Raw genomic sequence first — 14,605 nt, forward strand, 5'->3', positions numbered from 1 at the left:
CCGATGTTCACGTGCGGCTTTGTCCTCTCGAATTTTTCCTTGGCCATGATCTTCCCCTCCGGTTCAGCTCTGCGGGCCGGTTGTTCAGGTTCAATTTACAAGCGAGGTACTATACTTGAATCGGGCGTCGGCGGAAAAGAAAAATTTAGCGGAAACGACAAAAAACTCCGGCGGACGCGGGCGTCAGCCGCCGGTCATCCGAGCGGCGACGGCGGGATCGGCGACTTCGAAACTCGATGGTTCGAGGGAATAAACCGCGCGGCCCTGGGTCAGGGAGCGCAGGGCGGTGGCGTATCCGAAAAGCTCGGCCAGGGGGACCAGGGCCCGAACGATCACCCGGCCCGGTTTCTTCTCGGTCTCGCGGACCTTGCCCCGGCGGGCGTTGAGGTCGGAGATGATCGCCCCCATGAACTCCGGAGGCGCGAAAACCTGCAGCTCCATGATGGGCTCCAGGAGCACGGGGCCGGCCTTGCGCACCGCTTCCCGGAAAGCCAGGGAAGCCGCGGCCGTAAACGCGGCCTCGGAAGAGTCGGTTTCATGGAAACTCCCGCCGGTCACGGTGACCAGGATATCGGTGAGCGGATAGCCGCCCAGGTAGCCGGTCTTGGCCGAATCCCCCACCCCCTGGCGGACCGCGGGCAGATACTCGCGGGGAATCTCCTCGGCCTTCACCTGTTCCAGCAGCTCGAAACCGGAACCGCGCGGGCCGGGCTCGACCGTGAGCACGACATGTCCGTAGTGGCTCCTGCCCCCGCTCTGCCGGATGAACTTGCCTTCGCCGACCTTGCGTTCCTCGATCGTCTCCCGGTAGGCCACGCTGGGTTTCCCCAGGCGGGCGTGGACCCGGAATTCACGCTGAAGCCGGTCGACCACGATCTGCAGATGCAGCTCCCCCATCCCCGAAACGATCGTCTGCCCGGTGTCCTCGTTGTGGTTTACGCGGAACGTCGGATCCTCCTCGGTGAGCTTGATCATAGCCTCCCGGAGCCGATCGGCTTCGGCGGGGCTGCGGGGTTCCACCGCCATGGAGATGACCGGTTCGGCGAACTGCATCCGTTCGAGCATGACCGCCCGGGAGGGGTCGGTGATGGTGTCGCCGGTGGTGGCCTGATCCAGCCCCACCACCGCCGCGATCTCCCCGGCCGCGATCTCCTGCCGTTCCTGGCGGCGGTTGGCGTGCATTTCCAGGATGCGGGTGACGCGCGATTTTTTGCGGGTGGTGGCGTTGAGGACGGACTGCCCCTTCTTCAGCTTCCCGGCGTAAAGGCGCAGGTAGGCGAGCTTCCCGCAATGTTCGTCGCTCACGATCTTGAAAACCAGGGCGGTGAGGGGGCCGGCGGGATCGGACGGGCGGGTCTCCTCCTCCCCGTCCTGGGTAAAGACCCGGACCGGGGGAACGTCCAACGGAGAAGGAAGATAGCCGACGACCGCGTCCAGGAGCGGCTGGATGCCGATGTTCTTCAAAGCCGAGCCGCACAGAACCGGGACCAGGCGGTTGGCGATCACTGCCTGCCGGGTCAGTTCGCGGATGCGCTTGGCGCCCACGGTCGCGCCGTCCAGGTATTCGCCGAGAAGAGACTCGTCGAATTCGGAGAGGGCTTCGATCAGGCTTTCGCGCCAGCGGGCGGCTTCTTTCCTCATCTCCTCGGGCACGGGGATCTCCCCGTATTCGACGCCCTGGGTGGAGGGGTCGAAGACGACGGCCTTGTCCAGGACCAGGTCGATCACGCCCTTGAGCCCGCTCTCCAAGCCCCAGGGGATCTGGTAGGCGACGGCGGGGGCGCCCAGCTTGCGGCGCATCTCCTCCAGGGTCTGGAAAAAATCGGCTCCGGAGCGGTCGAGCTTGTTGACGAAGGCGATGCGCGGCACCTTGTAGCGGTCGGCCTGCAGCCAGACCGTCTCCGACTGGGGCTCGACCCCGCCCACCGCGCAGAAGACGGCGACGGCCCCGTCCAGGACCCGGAGCGAACGCTCCACCTCGGCGGTGAAATCGACGTGCCCCGGGGTATCGATGATATTGATCCGGTGGTCTTTCCAGAGACAGGAGGTCGCGGCCGAAGTTATGGTTATCCCGCGCTCCTGCTCCTGCTCCATCCAGTCCATGGTGGCGGTTCCCTCGTCCACTTCGCCGATCCGGTACACCTTGCCGGTGTAGAAGAGCATCCGTTCGGTGCTAGTGGTCTTGCCCGCGTCGATGTGGGCCATGATCCCGATGTTGCGGATTTTTTTCAGGGATATCGCCTGCATTCCGTTGCTCCGATTCGCAGGGGGGCTACGCCCCCCATCCCTCTTCTCGGAACGGAGGGGGGAGAACCCCCGGCGCCCCGGATCCCGCGGGGGAGGCCGTTTCTCCGCGGCGACGCCCCCGGGGGGAGAAAAACGCTACCAGCGGTAGTGGGCGAAGGCCTTGTTGGCCTCGGCCATCTTGTGGGTGTTCTGCTTTTTCTTGACCGCCGCGCCCTGGTTCTCGTAGGCGTCGATCAGCTCGCCGGCCAGGCGCTGGTTGAAGGGCATGCCCTTGCGGGCTCGGGCGAAACCGATGATCCAGCGGATGGCCAGGGCCACCCGACGGTCGTTGGAAACTTCCACCGGGACCTGGTACGTGGCGCCGCCCACCCGGCGCGATTTGACTTCAAGGTAGGGTTTGACGTTGTCCATGGCCTTGGAAAAGACCTCCATCGGATCCTTGCCGGTCTTCTCCTGAACGATGTCCATGGCTTCGTAGAACGTGCGCTCGGCCAGGCTCTTCTTGCCGTCGTGCATGATGTTATTGATGAAACGGGTGACCAATTCGCTCTGGTAGCGGGCATCGGGCACCTTGGTGCGGTTCTCGGACTTCTTCTTGCGCCCCATCGATTCAACTCCTTCTGGAAGGTCGGATTACGCCCGCCCCCTATTTGTCCTTGGGTTTCTTGACGCCGTAGAGGGATCGGCCCTGCCGGCGCGGGTTGCCTTCCTTGTCGGTCTCCACTCCCATGCAGTCCAGGGCCCCGCGGACGATATGGTAGCGGACCCCGGGCAGGTCCTTGACTCTGCCGCCCCGGACCAGGACGATCGAGTGCTCCTGGAGGTTATGACCCACGCCGGGGATGTAGGCGGTCACTTCCTGGTTGTTGGTCAACCGGACCCTGGCGATCTTGCGCAGGGCCGAATTGGGTTTTTTGGGCGTGGCCGTCTTGACCTGGAGACAGACTCCGCGCCGCTGCGGGCAGGCGTGCAGGGCGGGCGCCTTTTTCTTCTTGGAGATCTTCTTTCTCCCGTTGCGTATCAGCTGATTGATCGTGGGCATGGTAACGGCTCCCTTGCTTTAACTGTCCATCAATTCTTCGGGTATCTCGGGTTTCTTCTCCTCGCCGATGACCGATACCCGCGTGCTCTTGAGAGCGGGGAAGCCGGTTCCGGCCGGGATCAGGTGACCCATTATGACATTTTCCTTGAAGCCCTTGAGATAGTCAACCTTCCCGCTGGCGGCGGCGTCGGTGAGAATCCGGGTCGTCTCCTGGAAAGAGGCGGCCGAAATGAAACTTTCCGTGGCCAGGGACGCCTTGGTGATGCCCAGGAGCAGGTTCTTCGATTTGGCCGGGCGCCCTCCCGACTCCCGCACCCGCCGGTTCTCCTTGAGGAAGGTGAACCGGTCGACCTGTTCGTCGAAGAGGAAGACGGTATCGCCGGGGTCGACGACCCTGACTTTCCCCAGCATCTGGCTGACGATGACCTCGATGTGCTTGTCGTTGATCTTGACGCTCTGTGCCCGGTAAACCTCCTGGACCTGGTTGACCAGGTATTCCTGGAGGGCTTCCATGCCGCAGACGTCGAGAAGTTCGTGGAGGACGATCGGGCCCTCGGTGAGCTGCTGCCCCTTCTCCACCCAGTCGCCGCTGCGCACGATGATGTGCTTGCCCATCGGGATCAGATGTTCTTCCTCGGTGCCGGTGGCGGGGTCCTTGACGATCAGCCGGCGCTTGCCTTTGCGTTCGGCTTTCTCGTCGGCTTCCTCCCGCTTGAACTCGACCAATCCGCTGATCCGGGCGATTTCGGCGGCGTCCTTGGGGCGCCGGGCTTCGAAGAGTTCGGCCACCCGGGGCAGACCGCCGGTGATATCCTTGGTCTGGGACATCTTCCGCGGGGTGCGGGCCAGCCGATCGCCGGCCTTGACCGCCTGTCCGTCCTCGACGTCGACCACGGCCCCGGTGGGAATGGAGATGTAGCCGAGAACGGAGCGGGTCCGGGCGTCGCGAATGGCGATCTGGGGGTGTTTCTCCTGCCCCACCGGGCTGACGATCACCCGTTCCATGACCTTTCCGTCCGCCCCCTTCTTGACCTCGAGCGTCTCGCCCTCGACGATATCGATGAAGAGCACCTCTCCTTCCTTGTCGGTGAGGATGGGGGTGTTGTACGGATCCCACTCCGCCACCAGGTCCTTCTTCTTCACCTGCCCCCCCGAGGGGAAGCGGATCACGGTCCCGATCTCGAGCTTGTACCGGTCGAGCTCTCGGGAATTGGGCTTGTCGGACTCGAAAAAGATCAGCTCCTCGCCTTTCTGCAGAACCTTGAAATTCCCCCCCTCGACTTCGACGCACTTGGAAGGGTCGTACTGGATGACGGCGTTGTACTTGGAGATGATTTCGGGGCGGCGGGCGAAGAGGCTGGCGGTACCGCCGATATGGAACGTCCGCATCGTCAGCTGGGTGCCGGGCTCGCCGATCGACTGGGCGGCGATGATCCCGACCGCGTCCCCGAGCAGAGCCGGCTGCTGGACCGCCAGGTTGCGGCCGTAGCATTTGGTGCAGACCCCGTTTTCGGCTTCGCAGGTCAGGACCGAGCGGATCCGGACCTCGGTCAGTCCCAGGCGTTCGATCTCGGCGGCGATCTCCTCGGTGATCTCCTCTCCGGCCCCGACCACGACCTCGCCGGTCAAACGGTCCTTGATGGTCTCCAGGGAAAAACGGCCGACCAGGCGCTCGCCCAGGGAGATGGCGACTTCGCCCTTGTTGTCGACCAGTTCCCGGACCGTCCGGCCCTTGATGGTGCCGCAATCGTCGGTGGTGATGATCATGTCCTGGGCCACGTCCACCAGGCGCCGGGTGAGGTACCCGGAATCGGCGGTTTTGAGCGCCGTGTCGGCCAAGCCCTTGCGGGCGCCGTGCGTGGAGATGAAGTACTGGAGCACGCTCAGCCCTTCCCGGAAGTTGGCGGTGATCGGGTTCTCGATCACCTCTCCCGAGGGTTTGGCCATGAGGCCGCGCATGCCCGCGAGCTGTTGAACCTGGTCCTGGCTCCCGCGCGCGCCGGAATCGACCATCATGAAGAGAGGGTTGAGGCCGGGGTCGTCCCCCGCCACCTCCAGACCGCGGAAAACCAGTTCTTTGATGTCGTTGGCGGCGTGGGTCCAGATATCCAGGACCTTGTTGTAGCGTTCCCGGGCGGTGATGCTGCGTTCCTTCTCGTGCTGCCGGTTGACCCGGGCGACCTCGTTGAGGGCCTGGCGGATGATCTCGTCCTTCTCGGGGGGTATGACCATGTCGACCATGCCCAGGGAAACTCCGGACCAGGTCGAACTCTCGAACCCCAGGGCCTTGAGATCGTCGAGGATCTTCACCGTCGTCTCGTGCCCCAGGAGCGTATGGCAGTCGGAGATGACCTGGCTCAGACGCTTCTTGTCGACCTGTTCGTTGATGAAACCGATTTCGGCGGGGAAGATCTGGTTGAAGATCAACCGGCCGGTGGTGGTCTCGAGGATCTCGCCGCCGATCCTGACCTTGATCTTGTCGTGCAGCCGGATGTAGTTCTCGGAGAAGGCCAGCATGGCCTCGTCCTGGTCGGAGAAGGCCATGACCTGTTCGGAATCGGATTTGGCCATCCGCGTCAGGTAGTAACAGCCGATGGCGATGTCCTGGGTGGGGTTGGCGATCGGCTCCCCGCTGGCGGGAGAAAAGATGTTGTTGGGCGCGTACATGAGGATCCGGGCCTCGAGCTGGGCCTCGTTGGAAAGCGGGACGTGGACCGCCATCTGGTCGCCGTCGAAGTCGGCGTTGAAGGCCGTGCAGACCAGAGGGTGGACCCGGATGGCGTCGCCTTCCACCAGGATGGGATCGAAAGCCTGGATTCCCAGGCGGTGGAGCGTGGGCGCGCGGTTGAGCAGCACCGGGTGGTCCTTGATCACCTCGTCGAGGACGTCCCATACTTCCTTGGTCTTGCGCTCGATCAGTTTCTTGGCGCTGCGGATGGTGTGGACGTACCCCAGTTCCTGGAGGCGGTGGATGATGAAGGGCTCGAAGAGGTTGAGCGCCATTTTCTTGGGCAGCCCGCACTGATTGAGCTTCAGCTCCGGGCCGATGACGATGACCGAGCGGCCCGAGTAATCGACCCGCTTGCCCAGGAGGTTCTGCCGGAAACGGCCCTGCTTCCCCCGGAGGTTGTCGGAGAGGCTCTTGAGGGCGCGGCCGTTGGCGCCGACGACCGGGCGCCCCTGCTTGCCGTTGTCGAAGAGGGCGTCGACCGCCTCCTGGAGCATACGCTTCTCGTTGCGGATGATGACCTCGGGGGTCTTGAGCTGGAGAATGTTCTTGAGCCGGTTGTTGCGGTTGATGACCCGGCGGTAGAGGTCGTTGAGGTCGGAGGTGGCGAACCGCCCTCCTTCCAGGGGAACGAGCGGGCGGAGGTCGGGGGGGATGACCGGGATGACCTCGAGGATCATCCACTCCGGCCGGCCGCCCGATTTCCGGAAGTTCTCGACGATGCGCAGCCGCCGGGCCAGGCGTTTGATCGTCTGCACCGAGGAGGTGGCGTCGATCTTCTCCTTGATGGCGATGGCGAGGGCGTCGAGGTCCTCGCGCTTGAGCAGCTCCTTGACGGCTTCGGCCCCCATCAGGGCCAGGAAAGCGTCTTCGCCGTATTCCCGGACGGCTTCCTGGTGCTCCTCTTCGCTGAGAAGCTGCTTGGCGGTCAGGGGGGTGTTCCCCGGGTCGACGACGATGTAATCCTCGTAGTAGATGACCCGCTCCAGGGCCCGGGTGGTGAGGTCGAGAACGCTCCCGATCCGGCTGGGCGTGGTTTTCAGGAACCAGATGTGAGAGACCGGTACCGCGAGATCGATCAGGCCCATGCGCTCGCGGCGCACGCGGGGATCGGTGACTTCGACCCCGCACCGGTCGCAGATCACGCCCTGGTGCTTCTTCTGCTTATACTTCCCGCAGGCGCACTCCAGTTTCTTGGTGGGCCCGAAAATCCGTTCGCAGAAAAGGCCGTCTTTTTCGGGCTTGAACGTCCGGTAGTTGATGGTTTCCGGGGTTTTGACCTCCCCGTTCGACCAGGAACGGATCTCCTCGGGGGAGGCGATCTGAATACAAACCTGATCGAACGAGACGTCGCTGTCGATCCCGAAAAGGGTCGCTACCTTTTCATCCATGAACTTATACCTCCGAATGCGGCCTCAGAGCCGGGCCGCCGTGGACTTCTCCATGCGAATATCGAGGGCCAGGCTGCGGAGTTCCTTGACCAGAACATTGAACGACTCCGGAGTCCCGGCTTCGAGGGTGTTGCTCCCCTTGACGATGGACTCGTAGATCCGTTTCCTCCCCTCGATGTCGTCGCTCTTGACGGTGAGCATCTCCTGGAGGGCGTAGGCCGCCCCGTACGCTTCCAGCGCCCAGACTTCCATCTCCCCGAAGCGCTGCCCCCCCTTCTGGGCTTTTCCGCCCAGGGGTTGCTGGGTCACCAGGGAGTAGGGCCCGGTGGCGCGGGCGTGGGTCTTTTCGGCGACCAGGTGGTGAAGCTTCATCATGTAGATATAGCCGACCACGACCTTGCCCCCGAACGGCTCGCCGGTGCGGCCGTCGTAAAGGGTAACCTTCCCGGTCTGGGGGAGCCCGGCTTTGACGAGCTGTTCCCGGATGGTCTCTTCCTTGATGCCGTCGAAGACCGGGGTGCTGAACTTCAGACCCAGGAGCTTGCCGGCCCACCCCAGGTGGGTTTCGAGCACCTGGCCGACGTTCATGCGGCTGGGAACCCCCAGCGGGTTGAGGACGATATCCACCGGGGTGCCGTCCTCGAGGAAAGGCATGTCCTCGACCGGGAGGATCTTGGCGATCACTCCCTTGTTGCCGTGGCGGCCGGCCATCTTGTCGCCCACCTGGAGCTTGCGCTTGGTGGCGATGTAGACCTGGACCTTCTTGATCACGCCGGGTTCGAGTTCGTCGCCGACTCTGATCTCTTCCAGCTCCTGGTTGCGGTGCAGGTCCAGCTCCTCCAGCCGGACGCCGTATTCGACCATGATCCGACGGAAGGCGTCGGTGGTCTCGTCGTCGCCGTCGATCTGAAGTTCGTCGTAATCCAACGGCTCCAACTGCTGGATCATGGCCTTGGAGACCTTTTTGCCCCCGGGAATGATGACCTCGGCGGTATCGCCGAGCTGGACCGACCCCTTGAGTTTCTTGCCGTAGAGCAGTTCGGTCAGCTTTTCCTGGCGCTCCTGGCGGGTCCGAGCCACGTCCTGCTTATACTGCTGGTTGATCTCCTTGATCCGGGCCTTGTCCCGCTGGGCGGAAACGTCGCCGTCCTTGTCGCGCCGGGAAAAGACCTTGACGTCCATGACGATCCCCTCGACCCCCGAGGGAACTTCCAGGGAGGTGTTCTTGACGTCGGCGGCCTTCTCGCCGAAGATTGCCCGCAGCAACCGTTCCTCGGGCAGGAGTTCGGTCTCGCCCTTGGGGGTGACCTTCCCCACCAGGATGTCGCCGGGGCGGACTTCGGCACCGATCCGGATCACGCCTTCCTCGTCCAGGTGGCGCAGGTTTTCCTCGCTCACCCCGGGGATGTCGGCGGTGATCTCTTCGCGGCCGAGCTTGGTGTCCCGGGCCCCGATCTCGTATTTCTCGATGTGGATCGAGGTGTAGACATCCTCGCGCACCAGGCGTTCGCTGATCACGATCGCGTCCTCGAAGTTGTACCCGCGCCAGGGCATGAAGCAGGCGAGGACGTTGCGCCCCAGGGCCAGCTCGCCCCCACAGGTGGCGGGGCCGTCGGCGATGACGTCTCCCTTGCGGACACGCTGTCCCTTGCTCACGATCGGCTTCTGGTTGTTGCAGGTGCCGGCGTTGGTGCGGGCGAACTTGCGCAGCTCGTGCCGGACGCCGTTGATGACGACGCCGTCGGCGGTGGCGGATTCCACCACGCCGCCCTCCTCGGCGGCGACGATGACGCGCGAATCGACCGCGGTCTTCCCTTCCAGGCCGGTGGCCACGATCGGAGCCTCCGTCTTCAGGAGGGGCACCGCCTGGCGCTGCATGTTCGATCCCATCAGGGCGCGGTTGGCGTCGTCGTGTTCGAGGAAGGGGATGAGGCTGGCGGCCACGCTCACCAACTGCTTGGGCGAAACGTCCACGAACTGGACTTCCTTGCGCGGGGCCATGGTGAACTCGCCGCGGAACCGGGCCTGGACCAGCTCGTCGAGCATGCGCCCGGAGGCGTCCACCCGGACGTTGGCCTGGGCGATGATGTACTTCTCCTCGTCGTCGGCGGTCAGCCAGGCCACGTTCTCCTTGATGTCGTTTTTGGTTTCCAGGGGGAGAAAACGGCCGTTGACCGACCGGCGGTACGGGGTTTCGATGAAACCGAGGTCGTTGACCCGGGCGAAGGTGGAGAGGCTGGAGATCAGGCCGATGTTGGGGCCTTCCGGGGTCTCGATGGGGCAGATACGGCCGTAGTGGCTGGAGTGAACGTCCCGGACTTCGAATCCGGCCCGTTTCCGGGAGAGCCCCCCGGGACCGAGCGCGGTCAGCCGGCGCTTATGGGTCAGCTCCGCCAGGGGGTTGGTCTGGTCCATGAACTGGGAGAGCTGGGAACGTCCGAAAAACTCCCGCAGGACGCTGGATATGGCCTTGGGGTTGACCAGCTTATGCGGAGTCAGGGTCTCGGCGCTGCTCTCGTACACGTTCATCTTGTCCTTGACCATCCGCTCCAAACGGGCCAGGCCGCTGCGGCACTGGTCCTGGAGGAGCTCTCCGACCATGGCCACCCGGCGCATGCCCAGGTGATCGATGTCGTCGATGGCGTTGTCGGGCAGGCCGGCGTTGAGGCGCATGAGGTAGCGGATGGCTTCGACGATGTCCTTCTTGCGCAGGGAGACATGGTCGAGCTCCTTGCGGTCGACCGACAGTTCGAGCTTCTGGTTGAGCTTGTAACGCCCCACCCTCCCCAGGTCGAAACGGCGACGGTCGAAGAAACGCCGTTCGATCAGGTCGATGGCCTTCTTGTCGGTGGGGGGATCGCCGGGGCGAAGGCGCTTATAGATGTACCGCAGGGCGGTCTCCTGGCTGTCGGTGGGGTCCTCCTTGAACATGGCCACCAGCGATTCGACCGCGGGAGAGGGGATGAAGACCTCGATCGATCGTTCCCAGCGCCCCTTGCGCAGAGTCTCCAGGATATCCTTGTCCACCTTGGTATATGCCGGGTAGAGGATCGTATTCTTCTCGTCCAGCACCGGGGCGCTCAGGTAGCGGCCGAGCAGGGATCTGGACTCGTCCCGGTTGGAGGGGGAGAGTTCCTCGACCTTGCAGAAGAGATCGATGATCTTGCGGTCGGAACCGTAGCCCAGGGCCCTCAGCAGGGTGGTGGCCAGGAACTTGCGGCGGTTGCGCTTCTTGTCCAGGAAGATGTAGATCACTCCGTTGGGGCGGAATTCCGCCTCCAGCCACGACCCCCGGGAGGGGATGATCCGGAACATGTAGAGGACTCCCTGGCCGACGCCGGGGCGTTTCACTTCCTCGAAACAGATTCCGGGGGTGCGGTGAAGCTGGCTGACGATGACCCGCTCGGCCCCGTTGATGATGAATGAACCCTGCGGGGTCATCTTGGGAACGTTCCCCATGAAGACGGTGTCTTCCTTGGTCGTCCCACCCGAGGTCAGGCGCAGCCTGACCTTGAGGGGCACGGCATAGGTCATGCTCCGGCGCTGGCACTCCTCCATGTTGTAGCGGGGGGTGCCGAGGCTGTAGCTGATGAACTCCAGGGTGGTGTTTCCGTCGTAGCTCTGAATCGGGAATACTTCCTGAAACACCTCCTGCAGTCCCTGGTTTTTCCGCTTTTCCGGAAGAGTATCCTCCTGAAGAAATTCCTTATACGATACTCGCTGGATATCCAGGAGATCGGGCATCTCCACTTTCTCGGAGATGCGGGAATAATCTATCCGCTGGCCCAGTTCCGCCTTGGAAATCAATTCTTTCACCTCGCTGGTTAAGCCGGTTTACTTCAACTCCGCTGCGGCTCCGGCCTCTTCCAGTTTTTTCTTGATGGCTTCGGCGTCCTCTTTGCTGACGTTCTCCTTGACCACGGCGGGGGCCGACTCGACCAGCTCCTTGGCTTCCTTGAGGCCGAGATCGGTGACGGAGCGGATTTCCTTGATGACCTGGATCTTCTTGGCTCCGACGCTGGTCAGAACCACGCTGAATTCGGTCTGCTCCTCTTCGGCGGCGGCGCCGGCGGCGCCGGCGGCGCCGGGAACGGCGGCGAACGCCACCGGAGCGGCGGCGCTGACCCCGAACTTGTCCTCAAGAGCCTTGACCAGGTCGGCCAACTCGACCACGGTCAGGTTCCCGATCTGATCGATGATCCCGGCCAGCTTGGGGCTGACCTTGGCCTCGGCGGCGGAATCTTCCGACCGAACTTCCTGGGTCTTGACTTCCTCTGACATTTTCTTTTCCTCCTTTTACTGGTGGAATTCTTTCGTTTTCGGCGATGAGCAACGGCGGCGCGGTCAGCCCGCGGCCCCCGATTTTTTGTCGGCTATCCCCTGAAGCGCCACGGCCAGGCCGCTCAGAAGCCGGTTGAGCACCCCCACGAAACCGGCCAGCGGGGCCTGAACCCCCCCGACCACGCGGCCCAGCAGCTCGTCGCGGCCGGGCAGCTCCGAGAGACGCCGGACGGCTCCCTCGGTAAAGAGGTCCTCCCCCCACATGGCCGCGGACACCTTGGGCGACCCGGCCTCGGCGGAATAGTTGATGAGAAACTTGACGATTCCGGGGATGTCGTCCCCCCCGAACACCACCGCGGTCTGCCGGGAGCAGTATTCCCCCAGGGGCTGGAAGCGGGTGTCGGCCAGGGCGCGGCGGAAAAGGCGGTTTTTCACCACCATCACGTCGGCTTCCAGCTTCTCCAGTTCCCGGCGCAGGTCGTTGATGGCGTCCGCGGAAAGTCCGGAATATTCGGCGACCGCCACCGAACGCGACGATTCCAGGCGGGCGACGTATTCGGCATGAATCCACTGTTTTTCGGGTCTCACCGTCTCCTCCTCTCGCTCAGGCGCCGGCGAAAAGGCTGGTGTCGAGCTGCACCGCCGGGCTCATGGTCGAACAGATAAAAGCTTTCTTGATGTACCGCCCCTTGGCCGAGGGCGGGCGGAGCCGGACGATCTCCTGGATCACGGCCTGGACGTTCTCCACCAGGTTTTCCTCGGAGAAGGAGACCTTCCCCACCGCGACCTGGACGTTCCCGTTCTTGTCGGTTTTGAATTCGATCCGGCCGGCCTTGACCTCGCCGATCGCCGAAACCACGTCCTCGGTGACGGTTCCGGCCTTGGGACTGGGCATGAGCCCGCGGGGGCCCAGGACCTTTCCCAGGGAGCTGATGTCCCGCATCATGCTCTTGTGGGCGACGGCCACGTCGAACTCCAGCCATCCCCCCTTGATCTTTTCCACCAGGTCCTCGCCTCCGGCGAAATCGGCGCCGGCGGCCTGGGCGGCGTCCACCTGGTCGGGGGGACAGAAGACCAGTACCCGGACGGTCTTGCCGGTCCCGTGCGGCAGGGAAACCGTTCCCCGGACCATCTGGTCCGAGTGACGGGGGTCGATCCCCAGACGGATGACGAACTCCACGGTTTCGTTGAAACGCGCGAAAACCATTTTTTTAAGCGTGCCGACCGCTTCCGGGAGCGCGTAGAGGCGCGAAGGATCGACCCCTTCCCGGGCGGCGCGGTATTTTTTCCCTTTTTTACTCATAGTCCGTATCCCGATTCGCTGAGTGTCATTCGATCTCGATCCCCATGCTCCGCGCGGTGCCTTCGACGATCCTGGCTCCCTCCTCCACGGAGTTGGTGTTTAAATCCGGAAGTTTGGCCTTGGCGATCTCCAGCACCTGGGCCCGGGTCACCTTCCCCACCTTTTCCCGGTTGGGGGTCGGGGACCCCACGGCGATTCCCGCCGCTTTCTTGAGCAGGTCGGTGGCGGGCGGCGTCTTGGTCACGAAGGTGAAACTGCGGTCCTTGTAGACGGTGATCACCACCGGCACCTTGTAGCCCGCCTTCTCCTTGGTCGCCGCGTTGAACTGGTTGCAGAACTCCATGATATTGACCCCGGCGGCGCCCAGCGCCGGGCCCACGGGGGGGGCCGGGTTGGCCTGGCCGGCCGCGATCTGTAGCTTGATGATTCCGGTAACCTGCTTCGCCATCAGTTTTTCTCCACCTGCCAGTATTCAAGTTCAACCGGGGTTTCCCTCCCGAAGATAGCCACGCGAACCACCAGCTTCCCCCGGTCGGGATCGACCGTTTCGACGATCCCGGTCATGTTTCCGAACGGACCGTCTATCACCTTCACCGCTTCGCCGACGATGTAGAGCACCTTGGGCTTGACCTTTTCCTTCTTCTCCTCGATCTGCCCGAGAATCGCCGCGATCTCCTCGTCCTGAAGGGGCCGGGGAGGAACGCTCGCCCCCACGAAACCGATCACGCCGGGAGTCTCGTTGATGAAGTAATAGGCTTCGTCGGTGAATTCCATGCGCACGAAGACATAGCCCGGGAAAAATTTTCTGGACGTGATGATCTTCTTCCCCGACCTGACTTCCGAAACCTTCTCGGAGGGGATGAGGACCTCGGAGATCACCGACTCCATGTTTTCCAGTTTGAGCCGGCCGAGCAGGGATTCCCGGACCTTCTGCTCCTGGCCGGAGAGGGTGTGGACTACATACCATTGCTGGGCCATGTCTTAACCTATAAACAGTTTGATTGCCTTGGTCAGAATGAAATCGAGAACCCCGATGAAAACCGCGAGCAGGATGCTGGCGACGATGACCACCTTGGTCGATTCCACCAGTTCCTGCCGGGTGGGCCAGTTGACCCGCTTCAGTTCCTCCCGGGCTTCCTTTATGAATCCGATCAGTTTGTTCACTCTTCTTCCGCTCTCTTCCCTCGTTTGCTCGCCGCGGCGCTCCCTCCGGCCGGGGCCGGGGCGGCGTCCCCGCGTCACAGGCCAGGAGGGACTCGAACCCCCAACCCCCGGTTTTGGAGACCGGTGCTCTAACCAAATTGAGCTACTGGCCTAAGCGTCGATCACTTCGTCTGCTTGTGGAGGGTGTGCCGGCGGCAAAAACGACAGTACTTCTTCAGGCTGAGCTTGCCGGAAGCCTTGTTGTGAAAAAAACTGTAGTTTCTGCGCTTGCAGTCGCCGCAAGCCAGAATGACCTGTTCCCGTACCATCTTTCAACCGCCTCGCTGCATGTATAATCCGGGTTCCCGGGAAACCGGAAACCCGGATGGTTTCGCTTCCGTCCGGGTCGTACCCGGCCTTATTCCAAGATCTCGGTGACGGTGCCGGCGCCGACCGTGCGGCCGCCCTCG

The 14,605-nt window shown here is 63.1% G+C and carries 12 protein-coding genes and 1 tRNA gene; all 13 read right to left on the reverse strand.

Going from position 1 to position 14,605, the window contains the following annotated elements; all coding sequences use genetic code 11:
* Positions 1–183 precede the first annotated feature (183 nt).
* Complete coding sequence (gene fusA / locus PLZ73_11545; protein ID HOO78506.1) at positions 184–2,247, reverse strand: elongation factor G; 2,064 nt, start codon at positions 2,245–2,247, stop codon at positions 184–186.
* 135 nt (positions 2,248–2,382) lie between these two features.
* Positions 2,383–2,853, reverse strand: coding sequence for a 30S ribosomal protein S7 (rpsG, locus tag PLZ73_11550; GenBank protein ID HOO78507.1), 471 nt, complete (start codon positions 2,851–2,853; stop codon positions 2,383–2,385).
* Between the two features lie 40 nt (positions 2,854–2,893).
* The gene (rpsL, locus tag PLZ73_11555) at positions 2,894–3,289 is read right to left on the reverse strand and encodes a 30S ribosomal protein S12 (protein HOO78508.1); all 396 of its coding nucleotides are present in this window, start codon (positions 3,287–3,289) and stop codon (positions 2,894–2,896) included.
* An 18-nt stretch (positions 3,290–3,307) separates the two neighbouring features.
* A complete protein-coding gene (gene rpoC, locus PLZ73_11560; protein HOO78509.1) occupies positions 3,308–7,408 on the reverse strand; it encodes a DNA-directed RNA polymerase subunit beta' in 4,101 nt (1,366 codons plus the stop codon).
* 24 nt (positions 7,409–7,432) lie between these two features.
* Positions 7,433–11,215: a DNA-directed RNA polymerase subunit beta gene (gene rpoB / locus PLZ73_11565; GenBank protein HOO78510.1), complete on the reverse strand. Its 3,783-nt coding sequence runs from the start codon at positions 11,213–11,215 to the stop codon at positions 7,433–7,435.
* Positions 11,216–11,242: 27 nt separating this feature from the next.
* Positions 11,243–11,689 carry a 50S ribosomal protein L7/L12 gene (gene rplL, locus PLZ73_11570; protein ID HOO78511.1) on the reverse strand — a complete coding sequence of 149 codons (447 nt, stop codon included), beginning with the start codon at positions 11,687–11,689 and terminating at the stop codon, positions 11,243–11,245.
* A 63-nt stretch (positions 11,690–11,752) separates the two neighbouring features.
* Positions 11,753–12,277 (reverse strand): 50S ribosomal protein L10, encoded by a 525-nt coding sequence (gene rplJ / locus PLZ73_11575; protein ID HOO78512.1) that lies wholly within the window; start codon positions 12,275–12,277, stop codon positions 11,753–11,755.
* Positions 12,278–12,293: 16 nt separating this feature from the next.
* Entirely contained in the window at positions 12,294–12,992 is a 699-nt protein-coding gene (gene rplA / locus PLZ73_11580; protein HOO78513.1) for a 50S ribosomal protein L1, read from the reverse strand.
* A 25-nt stretch (positions 12,993–13,017) separates the two neighbouring features.
* Positions 13,018–13,440 carry a 50S ribosomal protein L11 gene (gene rplK / locus PLZ73_11585; GenBank protein ID HOO78514.1) on the reverse strand — a complete coding sequence of 141 codons (423 nt, stop codon included), beginning with the start codon at positions 13,438–13,440 and terminating at the stop codon, positions 13,018–13,020.
* Positions 13,440–13,970, reverse strand: a complete 531-nt coding sequence (nusG, locus tag PLZ73_11590) for a transcription termination/antitermination protein NusG (protein HOO78515.1) — start codon at positions 13,968–13,970, stop codon at positions 13,440–13,442. The genes rplK and nusG overlap by 1 nt, the downstream gene beginning before the upstream one ends.
* Before the next feature lie 3 nt (positions 13,971–13,973).
* Positions 13,974–14,156, reverse strand: coding sequence for a preprotein translocase subunit SecE (gene secE, locus PLZ73_11595; protein ID HOO78516.1), 183 nt, complete (start codon positions 14,154–14,156; stop codon positions 13,974–13,976).
* A 77-nt stretch (positions 14,157–14,233) separates the two neighbouring features.
* Positions 14,234–14,308: transfer RNA gene (locus PLZ73_11600), tRNA-Trp, on the reverse strand.
* Between the two features lie 9 nt (positions 14,309–14,317).
* Positions 14,318–14,464: a 50S ribosomal protein L33 gene (rpmG, locus tag PLZ73_11605; GenBank protein ID HOO78517.1), complete on the reverse strand. Its 147-nt coding sequence runs from the start codon at positions 14,462–14,464 to the stop codon at positions 14,318–14,320.
* Positions 14,465–14,605 lie beyond the last annotated feature (141 nt).

The organism is bacterium (assembly GCA_035380285.1).
In the GTDB taxonomy this organism is placed as follows: domain Bacteria; phylum Auribacterota; class Erginobacteria; order Erginobacterales; family DAOSXE01; genus DAOSXE01.